Genomic DNA, 16,290 nt, shown 5'->3' on the forward strand with positions numbered 1-16,290 from the left:
GTTTTACAGGGATAATCTGGCCTCCTCGTCTGTAGCGGTGGGCCAGGTTACTCTCGTCGCTGGATCAGTGCTGTCGCTGTTTTCCTTAGCTGCAATCTGGGCTATTAGCTAACGCCCGATCGCGCTGACATATGCCTGGCATGCTCGCAGCGCGATCAGCCCTTGATCGCCATCACCTGTGATGACGAGAATTCGTTGAGCATGCGCTGGGGCGAGTTGTGCTCGCGTGGATCCATGAACCACGCCGATGGCGCTAAGGGCGGCAAACGCGTTGCAGCCACTGGCTGAGTTGGCGGTGTCGAGAAGGACTAACAGCCGGATATCAGAAGTAGCAAGGCGATCGCGCAAAACAGACCGGTTGCACTGGGCATCGGAGAGTTCTCGAGTGTGTTGTTGGTCCTGGACGACGATCTGCTACTCGGTAGCCAAGCGCTTTTCCTGCTCGGCGCTGGCTGAGGCAGCATTGGTGAGCGCCGCTAGGTCATCCTTGCGAAGGCTGCTTGGCGAGCTCCTTGCTCATTCGTCAATCCTGAACCCGCCCAGGTGTCAGCGGCTCTGAAGACCATTGCCATAGAGTCGCACCTAGAATCTGCCCGGGCGTCGTACCAGCACCTTTTTCGCCTTATCCCACAACTGCAGGCGATATTCCAAGCCGTTGATTCAGCAAGTGTTCTCCACAAAATCGCCCTGGTCCGTCAGAGTATTCAGGTCATTTGTGGACCGAAACCAAGCCGCCGACATGACGGCGAGCTGCGACAGCTCGAGCAGTTCTGGCTTACTGATCAGGTCCTCGCCCATGGCTCACCGTCGACCTCCAAATCTCGCGCACCAAACGCAATTGGCCCGACTCGTGCGGGATCTGGGCGATAGATGCGGCAACGCGTGATGTACCGACGATGCCGTAACAGTTCATGGCTGTTTTCAGAACAGGAGCAAAAACGCCAGATTGGTGACCGGCGTTCGGAAGGATCTGTAGCAACTGCTGCTCGGTAAATGGCTTACTTGTATCCAGGCAAAAAAATCCGCCATAAGGCGGGCATCTATAAAACTATAATTATTTATAGGTTCAGGTCTTGAGCACTTCCCTGCACACATGTCGCGATACACGCCCATCCGCCCAAGATTGTATTTTTCTGCGGCATGGCTCTTCAATAAAGTGATAACCACATGCCGATATAACAACCAAAACAAGCATCGCAAAAACACAAAGAACCCAGTTAGACCTTAGCGCCGGCATCAGCCCCACCAAGTCTGAATGAAACGTAACCAACATGAACAGTAAGAAGACCTGAAACGAATAAAAACAGTAACTTATCTTTCCAAGCCAAACAAACAACCTGGAAGAAAAAGCTCTTGACACCATACCACTAGACTGCATAAGCGCCATCACCGTCAAAACCACCATTGGCACGACTATCCAATTATGCCCTACGTATGGTGTTATCTGATTTACCGGACCAATGTAAATCACAAACACAGCGAGAATAAAAACCAATACAAAATTTGGTCGAGCAAATTTGAATCCCCTCTGAATTGCCAGGAAACCGCATACACCTAAAAGAAACTCTGGCAACCTGAACACAGGTAGTGCATAAATAAATGGAAATGAAAGCTCCGGGAACAGTCTAATAAGATTCCCAGGAATAACGGAACACAAATAAAGAAACACAGCAAACAACCAAAGACCTTTACTAGATAACCGCGACATCCAAGGAGCAATAAATGGAAGAACCACATAACAGAAAACCTCGACCGATATTGACCAACTACCGCTATCATTCCAAAATTTAAAAAAAGATGGCACCCACGCCTGAACCACAAAAACATTTGCCAGAACAAGGAAGGTCGTGTCGACCCATGAAATTGTTTGAACACCAATCTTAGCCCCCCAGATCCATGGCAACGTACTGATAGCAGCCACAACATATATGGGATAAATGCGCGCCAACCGCCTCAAAAAATAATGTTTCCTGTCTTCGTACCTATCTGAATATTGATAAGCCAAAAGCAACCCTGACAGCACAAAAAATATAGTCATCCCAACAGCACCTTGAGATACTATTTCTTTTAGGATTCCGCCTGAAAAAATTGGCCACCGGTAATTTATATGAAAAACAAAAACATATATTGCAGCAATAAATCGCAATCCCGTAAGTGGTAAAATTTCACTTTTATTATGCACTGAGTACATCCATTATTCAGAAACTGCCTAGACATGAAATTCTACCGGACAGGGCTTGAGCGCGCCATCTGCTTTTTTGGTGCTCGCCGCGGGATCATTCTCGCCCTGAAATCTGGCCCTCATGGACGACAGCTCCTATAAGACTTCTGCAGCCTCACAGAGGAGCGACCGGCTAGACTATATTTTTCAGGAGATTTTTTCTGATCCAGAATGCTGTTGAGCACAACCCTCTAATTTTTCCGAGCATTGAGCGGTGTGACATCTGCAGGTTTTTCTATATCAACGTAAACGGCATCCTGAAGCAGCGCGATCCTCAAAGATGCCTGACTAAGAAAATTATTCCGCTTAGCCATCCCGACAGCTGAAACTTTCGAGATGGGCGGAGGCGGAAGGCTTTCAGAATACGTTTAGATTTTAGTTTTTTGAAAAATCTTCAAAGGATCGTCGGGATCAGCAAATTCACCAGCAACTGCGCGCCAGTCTTGCCCGTCAATTCCAACCTGTCATAGGTTATCCTCCCACCCAATAGCATTTAGAGCGTTACCGACAAGAGACGGCGCCCAATAGATACTTGGCGTATCAAGAATGAATCTTGCGCCCCGAGCGATGCAGCCCATTCGTTCCGACTGAATATATGAATGGAATGTTTGTTGAGCTTGTATACGCCCCACACGCTGAGCCTGGCGCAACCATAACAAATCCATTTGGTGCGGCAACTCTGACAACGGTTTCAATAACGCTTGCCGCTGGCGGGAAAAATAACGCTCCCGCGACTGACAAAGAGGTTGGAGCCTAAGCGCTAGCGCTAACTCCATTTGCCATTTGCCGAGATGGCGGCCAGGCTCGCCCCTGCAAAAAGTATGCATTTAACAAATCTGCCTCCAAGCGGATAGGCATTTGCTGTTGAGTCTGCTCTGACCCATCCAATCCTTGCCCTGAAGGTGCAACCGCAGGGCATCATCGGTGACGTCGCACTTAATGAGAACAAGACAAACTGAAAAGCCCCTATAGATCAGCCAAAGACTGTGCCAAACCGATGTATCACATGCGAGCCTATGATTTCCACAAATCCAAGCCAGGTGTGGACGGCTACGCCACTAACATCCTGAAAATCTGAGCGCCCACTTGAACTGGCGAACGAACTCTTCCATGTGGCTCTACACGACGCGGCACAGCGCCACTAAGTCAACGTTGATGTCGTAAGGACTTCAACTAGTCCGGCCTGAGGGCACATGAAGTACACCAACAATGACCTCAACGCAGTATTCGCGGGGTGGGAGGAGCGGGACGAGGCGCTTGCGGTCGACCAGGCCGCGTTTGCCGCCCATCCAAGGACTTATGGGTGTGGACATATAAAAGTAACACCTTTGCTGCACGGATTCGTTCCACTTTGTGCATGAAGCAGGAGCCTTAGCTGAACTTGCAGGGACGTTCTGCGGGAAGGCGGCCGAACCGGATGTTGAGCATCCCACCCGGTCGCGTCTTCTACTTCAAGCGAGAGGTTCCTTTTACAAAGACGTGGCATCCCTACAAGCGACCAAACCTTTCTGCTCGCCATAAAGCCCCTCCGGCAGGCAACCCCCGGCTATTCTTGGGCGTTTTTTTCTACCCCCCTGCCCAGACATGATTAGCGCAGATGTATCTGGTATGTATCAACCTGACATCCCCGACAGACACAGGTAGAATCACTGCGCCATTACGAGCAGGAACGCTCGTGAAATATGACCCAGCGCCCAGAGAGTGCGCCAAACGGACGGATTTACACTTGCTGAACAACATCCAATTTCTGCGATTCGTTGCGGCCGCTCTTGTCGTGGTTGCTCACGGTGCAATTGCGCCTTTTGGTCTACCTATTGAGTTTTACAATACGGGACGATTTGGCGTAGATGTATTTTTTGTTATCAGTGGATTCATCATCCCTTATATATTATTTGGGGGGTCGCATACTGAAATTTCCAAAGTAAAGCTATCAGGCTGGGCATTTTTTATCCGTCGCCTAGCAAGGATATGGCCGATGTACTTCATCGTAACCATGCTTGTTTTAGCGTGTGCTTATATTGTCGGTAGCGGCTGGTTCAAACCCAACCCTGATCTGGCATTTGCATACAACTCAGCCAAACTCGACATAAATCTTTTATTCGAATCCCTGACCTTCACTCACTCGTTTATTGCTCCCACCTTGAATGTAGGATGGACGCTACAATTCGAGTTCATGTTTTATACAATCATCGCGACTTTGCTGATTGTAGGTGTTAAACGCCTGGAAAGCTTTATCATTTCCACGGCAGCCATAATGCTAATTTCATATCTCATACTGAACTCAACTGCAAAATCATACTTAGGCTGGATCGCACCAGTAAAACTCATTGGCTCACCGATGATGTTTGAGTTCTTATTTGGCCTTATCCTTTATCGAATCCACTCTGCCGGAGTTCACCTAGCACGAATCCCTTCTATTATTATTCTAGCCATTTCAATCCCGCTACTGCTCACTGTCCAATTAAACAATCTAATCCCCAGCTTGAACGGACAAGCCTTCTATCGCCCTATTGTATGGGGCAGTCTCGCCTTCCTGATGGTATGGGCTGCATTGAGTTTAGAAGGCATATACAGCCCTCCAAAATTCTTTGTGCTTCTCGGCGATGCATCCTATAGCCTTTACCTAATCCATTGGATACTAATGCCATGGATTGCACACTTTTTCGACACTCTCGGACTATATAGCCTAGGGGTCGTATTTTTCTACCTCGTCTACTTCGCCATCTGTCAGGGTGCTGCCATTATCCTACATTTGTATGTTGAAAAGCCTATCAACACTGCAATCAGGAAACATATCAACTGAACCAAAGGCCTGAAAGTTACTAGGCCAAATACGCGTAGGTAAGAACCAGAATTACTCAGAGTGCCAGGGCTTGGATGTACGCCTGGTGCTCCTGCAGCGCGATCAGTCCTTGATCGCCCACATCGGCGACTCTGAAAATTCGTTGAGCATGCGTTGAACCGTTATGGCGCCTTGAACCACACGGCCGGTAGCGGTGGTGGCGGACATTGAACAGCCGCTGATCACATCGATAGCGACGAGTATGACTGAAAGCCGCTGATGAGCAGTCGCCAAGCGATCACGCTGACGAACTTACTTCGTTTGCTCATCGGTCAATCCCTTATAGTGGGCTTCATCTTTACTCTCAGTCGTCGCTTCGAGGCGAAGCGCTTGACCAAGAAGATCTACCGGCGTGCGGGCGAGATCGTAAAATCCACCAGGTGGTTACGTACCATATTCACCCAACTAACACCCCCATATAGAAAACAGAAACACCGGATATGAAAATTAGCATGACCGCGCATGCTACGGAGGGGAGGCATATAAATTCGACCTGACTGTTGAGAAAATATCAAATTTCGAAATTGTTATTACCGCGACCGAGACGGAAGAGAAACTGAGACGTGTGCTGCGTTTCCATTTAATACTGGAAAGTCTTCTATCATTGTACCTTGATGAAAAATGCCATGGTGAGGTAGGGAATTACGCTAAGCCCCTGCGAGATTTCAGTCAGAGACTGGGCATGGCTGCTGCGCTTGGAATTCCGATACAAATAGCCACAGTAATTCACCTAGCGAACAATATGCGAAACAAGCCCGCCCGAGCCAGACAAAGGGGATGTGAAGCAACTCGCGAGACTTGTATGTTTAATGTCTACCGTCGACCCCTAACTCAAACCCTTGGGGAAACGTCACATCGAACTCCCGGTGAAACGCCCCCCTGAAGGATAACATTTGGCACGAAAAGACCCCGGGTCGACTTCCTGATGGCATGCAGTGCGTTTGGGGCACTGCACTAAATGCACTTACTCAAGAAGGCAGCGCTGAACAAGGTTCGGCTCATCGTCGAAACGGAGGAAGGCTCTACGAATCAGCCTTGATAGTTACCCTTCCGGCATATGCTCTACATAGGGTCTCGGAAACGATTCTAAAAGTTGCGGAAACGATCCAAAATCGTACACAATAAAAAACCCCGTAGACGCTAATCTACGGGGTTTCTAAGAGTGGAGGCCGAGGTCGGAATCGAACCGGCGTAGGCGGATTTGCAATCCACAAATTTCCAATTATTTATCAATAAGTTATCAAAAAATCTATTCCGCATCGCCAAGATGTACACGTCGCTGGAGCCCTCTTGAATCGGGAGGCTTTATTTCGGTTGCGGAATGGATTTTCCAGCCCAGTGGATGGCTGGGCTTGGGTGTACCTGGTGCGTTTTCCGTTGTTCGTGGAGCTGGTGGTGGACGGGGTGACTTGTCGCCCTGGATGACAGCAGCCAGCAATCATATGGGCGCGGTAGCCGCTATTTTCCTACCTATTCGGGCTCTTGACCCGTACCTGGCGACTGGCGCTTTCTATGGCAGAAAGTCACTAGAAAGAAAATGCAAACGAACACTACACACGACCAAAAAATCTTTCCGCCTGTGGGCATCTGCTCGACGCTCTTCCAGAACTCAATTAATTTATCCATATGCTCTTTTCCCGGAACTATTCGTTTTCTTGTTCGCTAGGCACGGGACGCGCAAATGCACGATCCAGGACAGGTCGTGCTTCGTCGATTGCAATGCCCAGATCTACAATGCTCTCGCTCTCTTCAGCACGAGCTTTGAACTCGCTGAGTTCGTTGAGCAAATCATCATTATTTCCAGCCGTGTACAGCGTGTGTGTCACACCTTCGAAAGTGCGCAGCACATTGTCCTTGGTGGCTGCGAAGTTACTCTCGCTACCGGACACCGTAGCCTGTGCCCAACCGGTAAGCGGGTGGTGCCTAACTTCAATTTTGTTGTCGAACATTCGGTTATACGAGCCTTGTACAAAGCCCTCGATGATCAATCCGTGGTTCTTTTCGTTCATGCGTCATGACTCCGTTGCATTACGGACGCGAAAACCGTGTCCCTTTACGTCCTCAGCCCTAGTTTTTGGCCAGGGCTTGGGGTGCAGTAGCTGATCGACTTTTCCTATCAATTCACAGTCGCGGCAAGGCGTGAGAACGTCAGCGCCTCTCAGGATTCGTAGACCGTCACATCGCACTCACGCGGCATGCCCCATTGCCCGTCATTAGGCAGCCGTCCCTCCTCCGTAGTGGTCAGCTCGTTTTCGTAGAACACCCACTACCCGGCTGGATCGAGGCCGCACCAGTTCGCCCAGGAGGGCTATGATTGAACTGGTGGAGCAATGTTGGTGCGCGTGTTCATCTGACATTCCTGGGTTAAATCAGTACGGTAGTGAAGCACGTGGGAACACCTGATTTTGAGCCAAGCGAGTCAGTTCGAATTTGTGGCGGCAACCCAATAGGTCTTGTAAGACAGCCCATCAACGCGAACTCACATAGATAAGGGCCTGCACTGACCACGTCTTCTGCCCCTGCGGCAATATCGGCCCATCGGTAAACCGAAAATCTTCGAACCCCTGCAATACGGCCTGGTCGACGGCGTTATCGTTTGAACTGTTCACGATGGACAGCCGGGGCACGAGAGAACCCAGAATATATTCCAGTTTCACTGTGACCTCCTTTCCCACCGGCCCAGGCTTGAGGGCCCCTGACACACTTTCCTGAACACGCGATATTTTGCTCTGAATCCTGCCCTCCGTCGTCCCAATCCAGATCTTGTTGTAGCGCTGTTCTTGTTCTGCGGTTAGTTTGACTCCTCGGCCGAGAAGCCGCTGAATTCCGTCCCATTCGTCACCAAAACTGGCACGGGTTGCCTTCAAGTAAAGCGTCATGGCGCCCTCGAGATCCTGCTGACCGCCCTTGCCTTCTTCCATCAGCTTGGCCAATCTGGCCTCAGCACTGTTGCTGTTACCACCGGCGGCTGCACGCAGGTATAACCGCCTGGCCTTCTGATAATCCGGGGGCCCGTCGAGACCACTCTCGGCAAGCTTGCCGAGGAGGACATAGGCCCGCTCATCGACATCAGCCGCTGACTGGTAAAGGGTCTTTGCCTTCGCAATGTCTTGGGGGACACTACGACCGTTTTCATAAAGGTCGCCGAGCAGCATCTTGCACATCGAGTCTCCACTCTCGCTGAGGGCCAGGATGTATTCGAGTTGCTCGCGCGTCACTGAGCCATCATTTGGAGAGACCCAGCAACGCAAGCCGAAGAGGGGATCATCCTGGGGGATGCCTGCGGGAACGTTGACGCTCGGTACTGGCTCTGCTGAACAGGCGGTTAGTAATACGCAACACAATGATAAAAACACAATTCGCATGATTGCTTCCTCCGTCACTACTCGATCATAAACACAGGCACATCCATCGCGTCGGCAATCATCAGGGTTGGTGCCAAACAAAATATTCTGACACTGCGGCCCACATACACTGGCGCCCTAAGAGCTGCGACTGGGGCCGCGTAAAAAAACAAATTCTGACAATCCTCCCCCCCTGGCCACCAATCTACCTCCCATGCTCGAAAAAAGATTTTGACACTCCGGCGCTTGAAGCTGTGATTGGCGGTGCGGATTTCGGCGGTTCAAAAAAGGTCTAGGAAACTATTTGCAACTGAGCTAGCACCCAAAGCAGCGAGTTAAGCGGTGTTGATGCTGGTGGTCGTCGAAATCGCTTAACTGCCGGTTTCATACGAACCCTCCTACCCCAGCAAATCCGGGCTTCCGCCTAGTGTCAAAATCTATTGTCAGATGTCAGAATATTTTGTCTGGTGTCAAAATATTTTGTCAAAAACCACCAACGTGCATGCTTGTCGGCGTAGCCGCTTTAACCTTTAGGCCCATTTCCCTTCATTCATCAGGTTTGCGCGTTTCGAGGTAATAGCGCCGATCTGTGCGCGGGTCTTTGACATACACCGAGAAATACATCACCCACGTCACCACCGATATCACAAAGGCGATCCACCCGCCGGCATATCCCAGCGCCATGTAGATAAGCAAACATGCTATGACGTAAAGCAATGTCACCGTCAGGGAGCGCTTAAAAGCCCAACTTAAATAGTCAAGGTCCATGATTTCCCTGCTGTCTCAGCCCAGCAGCTTTACAGCTAGCGCTGGGAGCAGATGTCAAACGATTGCCGTGCAAAGCTGGATCCAATCAACAGTAATGATGTCTCTATGCCAGTGCAACCTCGAATGCATGTCGAATTGTCGCTTGGTCGACTGTCAAGTAAGGCTTGCTGTGATCGATACAGGAATGACCGAGTATGGTCTGCACCGTCTCAACATCGCCTGTTGCCGCCAGTACCTTAGCCGCCAGGGAACGCCTGCCGCTGTGCGACGATCCCTGCTTGATACCGGCCTGCCGGTATAGCCTGCTGATGGTCTGCTGGAGCGAATCACAGGCACGGTAAACTTCTGGCCCACTATCCAGCTCGCGGTGCTTGAACGCTAGTTCAAAGGCTTGGCCCTTGTGCGTAGTGACCAGTTTTGAACATGGTCGAAAGCCTCGGTACTCCTCTGCACCAGAAAGCCCCCATCGACGCTGGTGCCTAACCTCCAACCACGCTTCGAGCGCGGCCAGGCATCGGGCATGTGTCAGATACACATTGCGAGGTCTACAGCCCTTGGTAATGTCTGCCCGCAAGTACACCTCAGGCTTGATGGCACCACTCGGATATAGCACGTCGGCCACCTCCAGCAAGGCCAGCTCGGTGACGCGAATGCCAGTGGTGTGTGTGAGCCACAAAAGCATCACATCACGTTCCGGCAGACGGCCAGTAACGGATGCAACGCGTATCAGGTGCTTGAATTGCCCAGGGCGAAGGGATGTTGCACGTCGGATGGGGGTAGTCATGAGGGCTCTCTGTCAGGATTGATGACGAATCGCAAACGATCCTGAGAGAGTTGGTAGCGGGCCTCCTGAATAGCTTACATGCCCACGTGCCCTGGTGTTCACGGAAAATGCTAGCGACACTCAGAACAGCCCTCCCAAAGCAGCCGGCTCCCAGTTCATGATCACCAGTTCACCGCTAACCTCGGACCTCCCCTGTCGCTGGTTGGCCGTGCTGTACCGAATGTCCACGGTCTCAAAATGAAAGCCATCAAACACCCGCCGAATATCCGGATGATCGTTGATGCTAACCATCACCTTCCCTTTGCAGCGCCTCATGAAGTCGGCCATCCGTTCGTAGTTTTCGAACGGAAAATCCACGCCGTAACCGGCGGTCTGCCAGTAAGGCGGATCCATGTAGTGGAACGTGTGAGCGCGATCGTAACGTTCGGCGCAGTCCAACCAAGGCAGGTTTTCAACGTAGGTGCCGGACAACCGCTGCCACGCTGCAGAGAGGTTCTCCTCGATCCGCAGCAGGTTGATAGCCGGACCAGTGGTCGCGGTACCAAACGTCTGCCCCGTCACCTTGCCGGCAAAGGCATGGTGCTGCAGGTAGAAGAATCGGGCGGCGCGCTGAATGTCGGTGAGGGTTTCGGGGCGGGTCATCTTCTGCCACTCGAACACCTGGCGCGAACTGAGCGCCCATTTGAACTGGCGCACGAACTCTTCCAGGTGGTTCTGCACGACGCGGTACAGCGTCACTAGGTCGCCGTTGATGTCGTTGAGGACTTCAACGGGAGCGGCCTGGGGACGCATGAAGTAGAGCGCGGCGCCGCCAGCAAAGACTTCGACGTAGCATTCGTGGGGTGGGAAGAGCGGGATGAGGCGGTCGGCCAGGCGGCGTTTGCCGCCCATCCAAGGGATGATGGGTGTGGACATAGAAATCAAGACCTTTACTGTATGGATGAACAGGTGCTAGGCTCGCCGCGCTTCGTGCACGGAGTAAGAGCCTTGGCTGGACTTGCAGGGACATTCTGCAGGGACGGCGGTCGGTGTGGATGTTGACGCATCCACCCCGGTCGCTCTTTTTCACTTCGGTGTTGAGACTTCTTTGGCATAGGCCTGACACGCCGCCAGGGCGATCAGTCCTTGGTCGCCGGCATCGGTGATGCCGATAATTCGTTGAGCATGCGCTGGGTCAAGTTGGGCTCTTGTGGAGCCATGAACCACGCGGCCGGTGGCGGTGGTGGCTGGCACTGAACAGCCGCTGGAGACGTCGGTGGCGGCGAGTACGACTGACAGCCGCAGATCAGCAGTAGCCAGACGATCACGCAGACGAGCCTGCTTCGTTTGCTCATCAGTCAATTCCTTGTGGTGGGTTTGGTCTTTGTTCTGCAGGCGCTGCTCCAGGGCAAAGCGCTTGTCCTGCTCGGTACGCTGCAGCGCGGCAGAGGCTTGGGATAACTCGTTGAGGGTGTCCGCATGCAGCCGGGCCTGGCGCTCCAGCTTTTGGCCGTAACGCCAGCCCTGCGCCGTCCAGGCCAGCGCGGCGGATCCAGCGGCCACAATCACCAACAGCACGCAGACGGCAGCTATACGGAACTGCGCAGGTATCAGGTCGAAGAGACGCATAACACCGCCCTCGCCCTGGCCCACAGCTGCAGACGATCTTCCAAGCCGTTGAGCCCGCCATTGATCCGGCGGGTGATGGTGTTGAATTGCTCTTGATCCGCGAGCGCGTTCAGCCCGTTTACCGACCAGAACCATGCGGCAGACTCTGCTGCCCACTGCGGCTGCTCGAGCAGCTCAGGCACGCTAAGCAATCGCTCATCGCCGAACAATGCCAAGCTGCAGCGCAGGTACCCCCACGAATGATCCGGCGATGCCACAAGCGCAAGAGCGGAAAAACGTGGATCAGTTATTACTACAACGGCAGGGACGCCCAGGGCAAACGCAAAGAAATCCCTCTGGGCGCCGACCTCGACCAGGCCAAAGTCGAATGGGCCAGGCTGGAGCGTCGAGCGCCTCCAAAGCCCAGCCATCTGCTGGGCTCTTTGTTCGACAGGTACGTCAAAGAGATCATCCCGACCAAAGGAATACGCACCCAGTCCGACAACATGAAGGAACTCAAACAGCTTAGGAAAGCGTTTGAGAATGCCCCTATTGATTCGATAACACCCCAGGTGGTCGCGCAGTACCGGGACGCCAGGACAGCAAAGGTCCGGGGGAATCGGGAAATCGCGCTGCTGTCGCACATGTTCACGATCGCCCGCGAGTGGGGCCTGACCAACAACGCCAACCCTTGCTTCGGGGTGCGCCGCAACAAGGAGACCCCACGAGACTATTACGCCGGCGATATCGTGTGGAATGCCGTGTATGACGCAGCCGTGCAAGAACTCAAGGATGCCATGGACCTCGCCTACTTGACCGGTCAGCGCCCCGCCGACGTGTTGAAAGTGGCCACCACTGATTTAAACGCCGAGTTCCTGATGGTCAAACAGGGCAAGACCGCGAAGAAACTTCGCCTACGCCTGGAGGACGAAGGTGTTCAGTCCGGACTGAGTGCCTTTATCAATGATCTGCAGGAACGCCGAGCCCTCAACGGCATAAAAACATCGAGGCTGATCACCAACACATCCGGCCTTCGGATGAGCCAGCAGATGCTGCGCAATCGCTGGGACGAAGCCCGCGAAAAAGCTGCCATCAAAGCCGGCGCCGACGGTGACTCTGACCTGGCCGTGCTGATCCGTCAGTTCCAGTTCAAGGACATCCGCCCGAAAGCTGCCAGCGAGATTGAGTTGACACACGCCAGCCGCCTGCTTGGTCACACCACCGAAGAGATGACTAAGAAAGTCTACCGACGTGTGGGCGAGATCGTTAAGCCGACAAAGTGATAGCACTGTAATATCCCGCCTAATAATATGCAGACTCATCTGCATTTCCAATTATTAGGCTTCTAAATGAACCAGACCTCCAACGAAGATCCACCTGAAGGTTTCGACAACCATTTCCCGGACTACTCTGAAGATGACATTAGGGCTTGGAGCGAGTCTCATTATGCAGAGCAAGTTTCTAATCCAGTCGAATGGTTCGAGCGCAGCCGTGCACTAATCGCAACAGCACGAATCACAAGGAAGCAAGCCGATAAGCTTATTAGCCGAACTGAGCAAGACGCCCTCCATAAGGTCTGCTCGATGCTCTATGGACTTTCATTAGAAAACCTATTCAAAGCACACTGGTTTTTGAACAAACATGGAGCCCCCCACTTGGCTACATGGGAGCCAGAGGCTACGTTCCCTAAGGAAGTCAAAACTCACAATCTGGTGAAGCTCGCGAGAATGATTAACCTTGAGTTGACAGACAAACGCCGGCACATTTTGGAGTATTTAACGGAGTCAGCCACGTGGTCAGGGCGATATCCATGCTCATTGAGTTCTGATGACCTCGGTACCTCCCGGCTCCCAGGCACGTTCGATGTCGCCGAGAAAATTTACCGGAAACTCAAGAAAAATTTCACTCTTTCTGACTAGTAACTCGCCAGCAATTGGCGCCATAACCCACCTGCTGAGGCTGCCATTCTGGCCTTGCCGGTTCAGAAAATGTCCGAGGTTGCGGAACGCATGCCAAAAGTTGCGGAACGGTTCTTAAATCTCAGGCAATAAAAAACCCCGTAGACCATTGATCTACGGGGCTTTAAGAGTGGAGGCCGAGGTCGGAATCGAACCGGCGTAGGCGGATTTGCAATCCGCTGCATAACCATTTTGCTACTCGGCCTCAAACGATCAGTACCCTGGTTGCTGGCACTCACCGCATACAAACTTGAGTGGGCTATGTGAAGCGTGCCTCTACTCTAACTCATTGAATACATTGAAGTTTTTAATGCTTCATTGCGTTCGATGGGCGCCATTATGTACTCATTTGCTTTTGCCTGCAACCCCTTGATTTCAAAAAATATTCTGCCCTGGCATCAAGGGGTTGCGTGCGCGCCCTACTCTTTGATGACCTGCGATTGGTACTGCGGATCGGCCTTGATCTGCGCTTCGCTGAAGGGCAGCGGGCGGAGGTTTTTCTCGGAGAACGCGTGTGTCTGGTCCTTTGCGTATTTCGATGCAGGGTTGCTGGACAGGGAGAATGTCAGTAAGCCTTGGGCGCGGGGGCCGTTGGCGTCGAAGGTGACGATTTGCAGGTAGCTGCTGCCGCTGACCACTTCGCGTTTGCCATCGGCGCGGGGCACGGTTTGCATGGCGTTGTAGATGCCAAGCTGTTGCGGGCCGCCGTGGATTGGGGTCTGGCCGGAGACTTGTAGGTCGCCCCAGCGGCTGTTGGCGGTGAGCCCGAGTTGGCCGGCCTCGACGGTCGAGGCCAGCATGGCTTCGCGCAGGGCCTTGGCGACGGGCGCTCGCTCGATGGCCAGGCCGCGTGGGGTGGTGAGGGGTTGGGCCGGGTCGAAGGCGACACGCCAGGCGTCAGGGCTGTGCTGCAGGTGTTGCATCAGGTTGATGAAATGCACCAGGCCCAGGCCGCTGTCGAGGTTGGCGCGCTGGTCCCAGGTTTGCAGGCTGGCGCACAGCGGTTGCAGCGTGGCGGTGTCGGCGCCGAGGTGCTTGGCGCAGAATTCGAGCAAATCGGGCATCACCTGGCTGGCGAGGTAGACCTGGTTGTCCATCACCATGTTTTGCAGGTCGGCAACGCTGATCGGCCGGTTGTCCAACGACTGCAGGCGTTGCACGGCGAAACGTGCGCGGGGGCCGAGGCCAGTGTTGTCCTGGCTGATGACTGGGGAAAAACCGGTGAGGGGCGCCTTGGGGTTGACCATCCAGGCCGAATCGTTGGAATGCTGCACGTAGTCGGTACGTTCCAGTTGCGGCAACTGGTCGGCCGCGAAGATCCCGGCTTGGGCAGCGCGCGGGTCGACGTCCCAGGCGCAGGCGCTGCGGGCACCGTCGAGCACGATCAATTGCAGGCCGGCCCGTGGGTCACTGCATTGCGCGAGTTTGGCCGCGTTGACGTTGGGCACCACCGACAGGTTCATGAACAGGCTCTGCCCCTGGTCATCCGCAGCCAGGGTATTGACCCACGGGATGCCTTGCAGGGTGTGTACCGCGGTTTGCAGCTCCTTGACGCTGCCGGCGCGATTCATCGCGTACCACTGTTGCAGCACGCGGTCGTTGCCCAGGTTGGCATCGCGCAGGCTGAAGGCGTAACGGTTGTCCCAATCAAGCTTGCCAGGCCATTGCACCACCGGACCGAATTGCGAACGGTAGACGGTATGCGCCTGCTCTTTGAGGCTGCCATCGGCTTGTTTGACTTGCACCGTCAGCGTGGCTTTATCCAGCGGGATGGATTTACCGTCCAGCAGGTAGCGCGTGGCATCCTTGGGATCGAGGGTCAGGCGATACACGGTGAAATGCTTGGACGTGTCGACGGTATGGGTCCAGGCCACATGCTGGTTAAAGCCGATATTCACCAGCGGCAAGCCCGGCAGTGCAGCGCCCATTACATCCAGTTGACCAGGGATGGTCAGGTGCATCTCATAAAAGCGCATGCCGCCGATCCAGGGGAAATGCGGATTGGCCAGCAGCATGCCACGCCCGTTGAATGAGCGGTCACGGCCCACGGCGACGGCGTTGCTGCCTCGGTCCAGAGTGAAACGCTGTTGATGCGCAGCGGCCAGCTCAAAGGCCTTGGCGTCGCCCTGCCGATGGGCGGTGGTGTTGGGCGGCGTCGCGCCGACAAGGGCTTCGGCGAATTGGCCGACGCCGCCTTCCACCAGCAGCCTGCGCGTCAGCTTGATCACATCCTGCGGCGTGATCGGCCGTACCCACGCCGCCTGGCACTGGGCCGGAGCGCCCTGCTCTGTCAGATAACGGTTGTAGCCGGCGACGTACCCTTCGATACGCTGCTGGATCGGTGGGCTCTGCGCCGCCCAGAACGAGGCTACCGCCTCTGGCGTATTCAGCCAGGCAAAGAACACATCGCTGGTAACGTTGTTGCGCTCCTCCAGGGTCGATTGTTCAGGGCCAAAGAACCTGGCGCGCTCTCCGCTCACCGTAACCACCTCGTTGGCCAGCAGGCACAGATTGTCCTGGGCATAGGCGTAACCGATGCCGAAGCCCAGGCCGCGCTCATCACTGGCGCGGATATGGGGCACACCGAAACTGGTGCGTCGGATGTCCGCCGCCGCATGCACCACCGCCTCGCGCGCGGATGCGGCCAGGCTCACGCCCAGCAACAGCGCCGTCACACACACCCTGGACAACCCGTTACAAATAATCACGCAGACCCCACCGTCAGATTAAACCGCCTCACAGGGCAATCACCCCAACGTAAGAACGCAACAGCCCGCGAATAATTT

Annotated in this window: 11 protein-coding genes, 1 tRNA gene and 3 pseudogenes; 3 read left to right on the forward strand and 12 right to left on the reverse strand. The window is 53.8% G+C overall.

The genetic code is table 11. The features are described from left to right. Positions 1-663 precede the first annotated feature (663 nt). The 3 genes and pseudogenes from C8K66_RS31160 to C8K66_RS31515 form a co-directional block, all read right to left on the reverse strand. A pseudogene (locus C8K66_RS31160) lies at positions 664-1,012 on the reverse strand (glycoside hydrolase family 19 protein); the annotation flags it as partial. A 54-nt stretch (positions 1,013-1,066) separates the two neighbouring features. Beyond that, positions 1,067-2,182 carry an acyltransferase gene (locus tag C8K66_RS02915; protein ID WP_158276041.1) on the reverse strand — a complete coding sequence of 372 codons (1,116 nt, stop codon included), beginning with the start codon at positions 2,180-2,182 and terminating at the stop codon, positions 1,067-1,069. Between the two features lie 1,160 nt (positions 2,183-3,342). Further along, a pseudogene (locus C8K66_RS31515) lies at positions 3,343-3,534 on the reverse strand (DNA adenine methylase); the annotation flags it as partial. A gap of 413 nt (positions 3,535-3,947) precedes the next feature. Here C8K66_RS31515 and C8K66_RS02925 point away from each other — a divergent pair. Further along, positions 3,948-5,024 carry an acyltransferase gene (locus tag C8K66_RS02925; protein WP_158276042.1) on the forward strand — a complete coding sequence of 359 codons (1,077 nt, stop codon included), beginning with the start codon at positions 3,948-3,950 and terminating at the stop codon, positions 5,022-5,024. A gap of 1,682 nt (positions 5,025-6,706) precedes the next feature. On the opposite strand, the gene C8K66_RS02935 is transcribed toward C8K66_RS02925, so the two are convergent. From C8K66_RS02935 to C8K66_RS02965, 7 genes and pseudogenes are all read right to left on the reverse strand, one after another. After that, positions 6,707-7,072 carry a hypothetical protein gene (locus C8K66_RS02935; RefSeq protein ID WP_108524203.1) on the reverse strand — a complete coding sequence of 122 codons (366 nt, stop codon included), beginning with the start codon at positions 7,070-7,072 and terminating at the stop codon, positions 6,707-6,709. A gap of 459 nt (positions 7,073-7,531) precedes the next feature. Then, complete coding sequence (locus C8K66_RS02940) at positions 7,532-8,428, reverse strand: SEL1-like repeat protein (RefSeq protein ID WP_108524204.1); 897 nt, start codon at positions 8,426-8,428, stop codon at positions 7,532-7,534. Positions 8,429-8,953: 525 nt separating this feature from the next. After that, entirely contained in the window at positions 8,954-9,175 is a 222-nt protein-coding gene (locus tag C8K66_RS02945) for a hypothetical protein (RefSeq protein ID WP_108524205.1), read from the reverse strand. Positions 9,176-9,278: 103 nt separating this feature from the next. After that, positions 9,279-9,959 carry a site-specific integrase gene (locus C8K66_RS02950; protein ID WP_108524206.1) on the reverse strand — a complete coding sequence of 227 codons (681 nt, stop codon included), beginning with the start codon at positions 9,957-9,959 and terminating at the stop codon, positions 9,279-9,281. A 120-nt stretch (positions 9,960-10,079) separates the two neighbouring features. Continuing rightward, on the reverse strand, positions 10,080-10,874 hold the full coding sequence (locus tag C8K66_RS02955; protein WP_108524207.1) for a DNA adenine methylase: 795 nt from the start codon (positions 10,872-10,874) through the stop codon (positions 10,080-10,082). Positions 10,875-11,024: 150 nt separating this feature from the next. Next, on the reverse strand, positions 11,025-11,567 hold the full coding sequence (locus tag C8K66_RS02960; RefSeq protein WP_108524208.1) for a lysis system i-spanin subunit Rz: 543 nt from the start codon (positions 11,565-11,567) through the stop codon (positions 11,025-11,027). Next, a pseudogene (locus C8K66_RS02965) lies at positions 11,549-11,797 on the reverse strand (glycoside hydrolase family 19 protein); the annotation flags it as partial. The gene C8K66_RS02960 and the pseudogene C8K66_RS02965, both read right to left, overlap by 19 nt. Before the next feature lie 9 nt (positions 11,798-11,806). On the opposite strand from C8K66_RS02965, the gene C8K66_RS02970 reads away from it, so the two are divergent. Together C8K66_RS02970 and C8K66_RS02975 are read left to right on the forward strand one after the other, a co-directional pair. Next, positions 11,807-12,829, forward strand: coding sequence for a tyrosine-type recombinase/integrase (locus C8K66_RS02970; protein ID WP_108524209.1), 1,023 nt, complete (start codon positions 11,807-11,809; stop codon positions 12,827-12,829). Positions 12,830-12,895: 66 nt separating this feature from the next. Continuing rightward, positions 12,896-13,465: a hypothetical protein gene (locus C8K66_RS02975; RefSeq protein ID WP_108524210.1), complete on the forward strand. Its 570-nt coding sequence runs from the start codon at positions 12,896-12,898 to the stop codon at positions 13,463-13,465. Positions 13,466-13,635: 170 nt separating this feature from the next. On the opposite strand, the gene C8K66_RS02980 is transcribed toward C8K66_RS02975, so the two are convergent. After that, a tRNA-Cys gene (locus C8K66_RS02980) sits at positions 13,636-13,709 on the reverse strand. Positions 13,710-13,923: 214 nt separating this feature from the next. Next, entirely contained in the window at positions 13,924-16,212 is a 2,289-nt protein-coding gene (locus C8K66_RS02985; RefSeq protein WP_108524211.1) for an acylase, read from the reverse strand. Positions 16,213-16,290 lie beyond the last annotated feature (78 nt).

The organism is Pseudomonas sp. GV105 (assembly GCF_003058185.1).
GTDB lineage: Bacteria > Pseudomonadota > Gammaproteobacteria > Pseudomonadales > Pseudomonadaceae > Aquipseudomonas > Aquipseudomonas veronii.

Coding starts and splice junctions, on each gene's coding strand:
- C8K66_RS02960 (WP_108524208.1), bottom strand. CDS start 11,567: ATGCGTCTCTTCGACCTGATACCTGCGCAGTTCCGTATAGCTGCCGTC.
- C8K66_RS02940 (WP_108524204.1), bottom strand. CDS start 8,428: ATGCGAATTGTGTTTTTATCATTGTGTTGCGTATTACTAACCGCCTGT.
- C8K66_RS02950 (WP_108524206.1), bottom strand. CDS start 9,959: ATGACTACCCCCATCCGACGTGCAACATCCCTTCGCCCTGGGCAATTC.
- C8K66_RS02955 (WP_108524207.1), bottom strand. CDS start 10,874: ATGTCCACACCCATCATCCCTTGGATGGGCGGCAAACGCCGCCTGGCC.
- C8K66_RS02935 (WP_108524203.1), bottom strand. CDS start 7,072: ATGAACGAAAAGAACCACGGATTGATCATCGAGGGCTTTGTACAAGGC.
- C8K66_RS02945 (WP_108524205.1), bottom strand. CDS start 9,175: ATGGACCTTGACTATTTAAGTTGGGCTTTTAAGCGCTCCCTGACGGTG.
- C8K66_RS02975 (WP_108524210.1), top strand. CDS start 12,896: ATGAACCAGACCTCCAACGAAGATCCACCTGAAGGTTTCGACAACCAT.
- C8K66_RS02970 (WP_108524209.1), top strand. CDS start 11,807: ATGATCCGGCGATGCCACAAGCGCAAGAGCGGAAAAACGTGGATCAGT.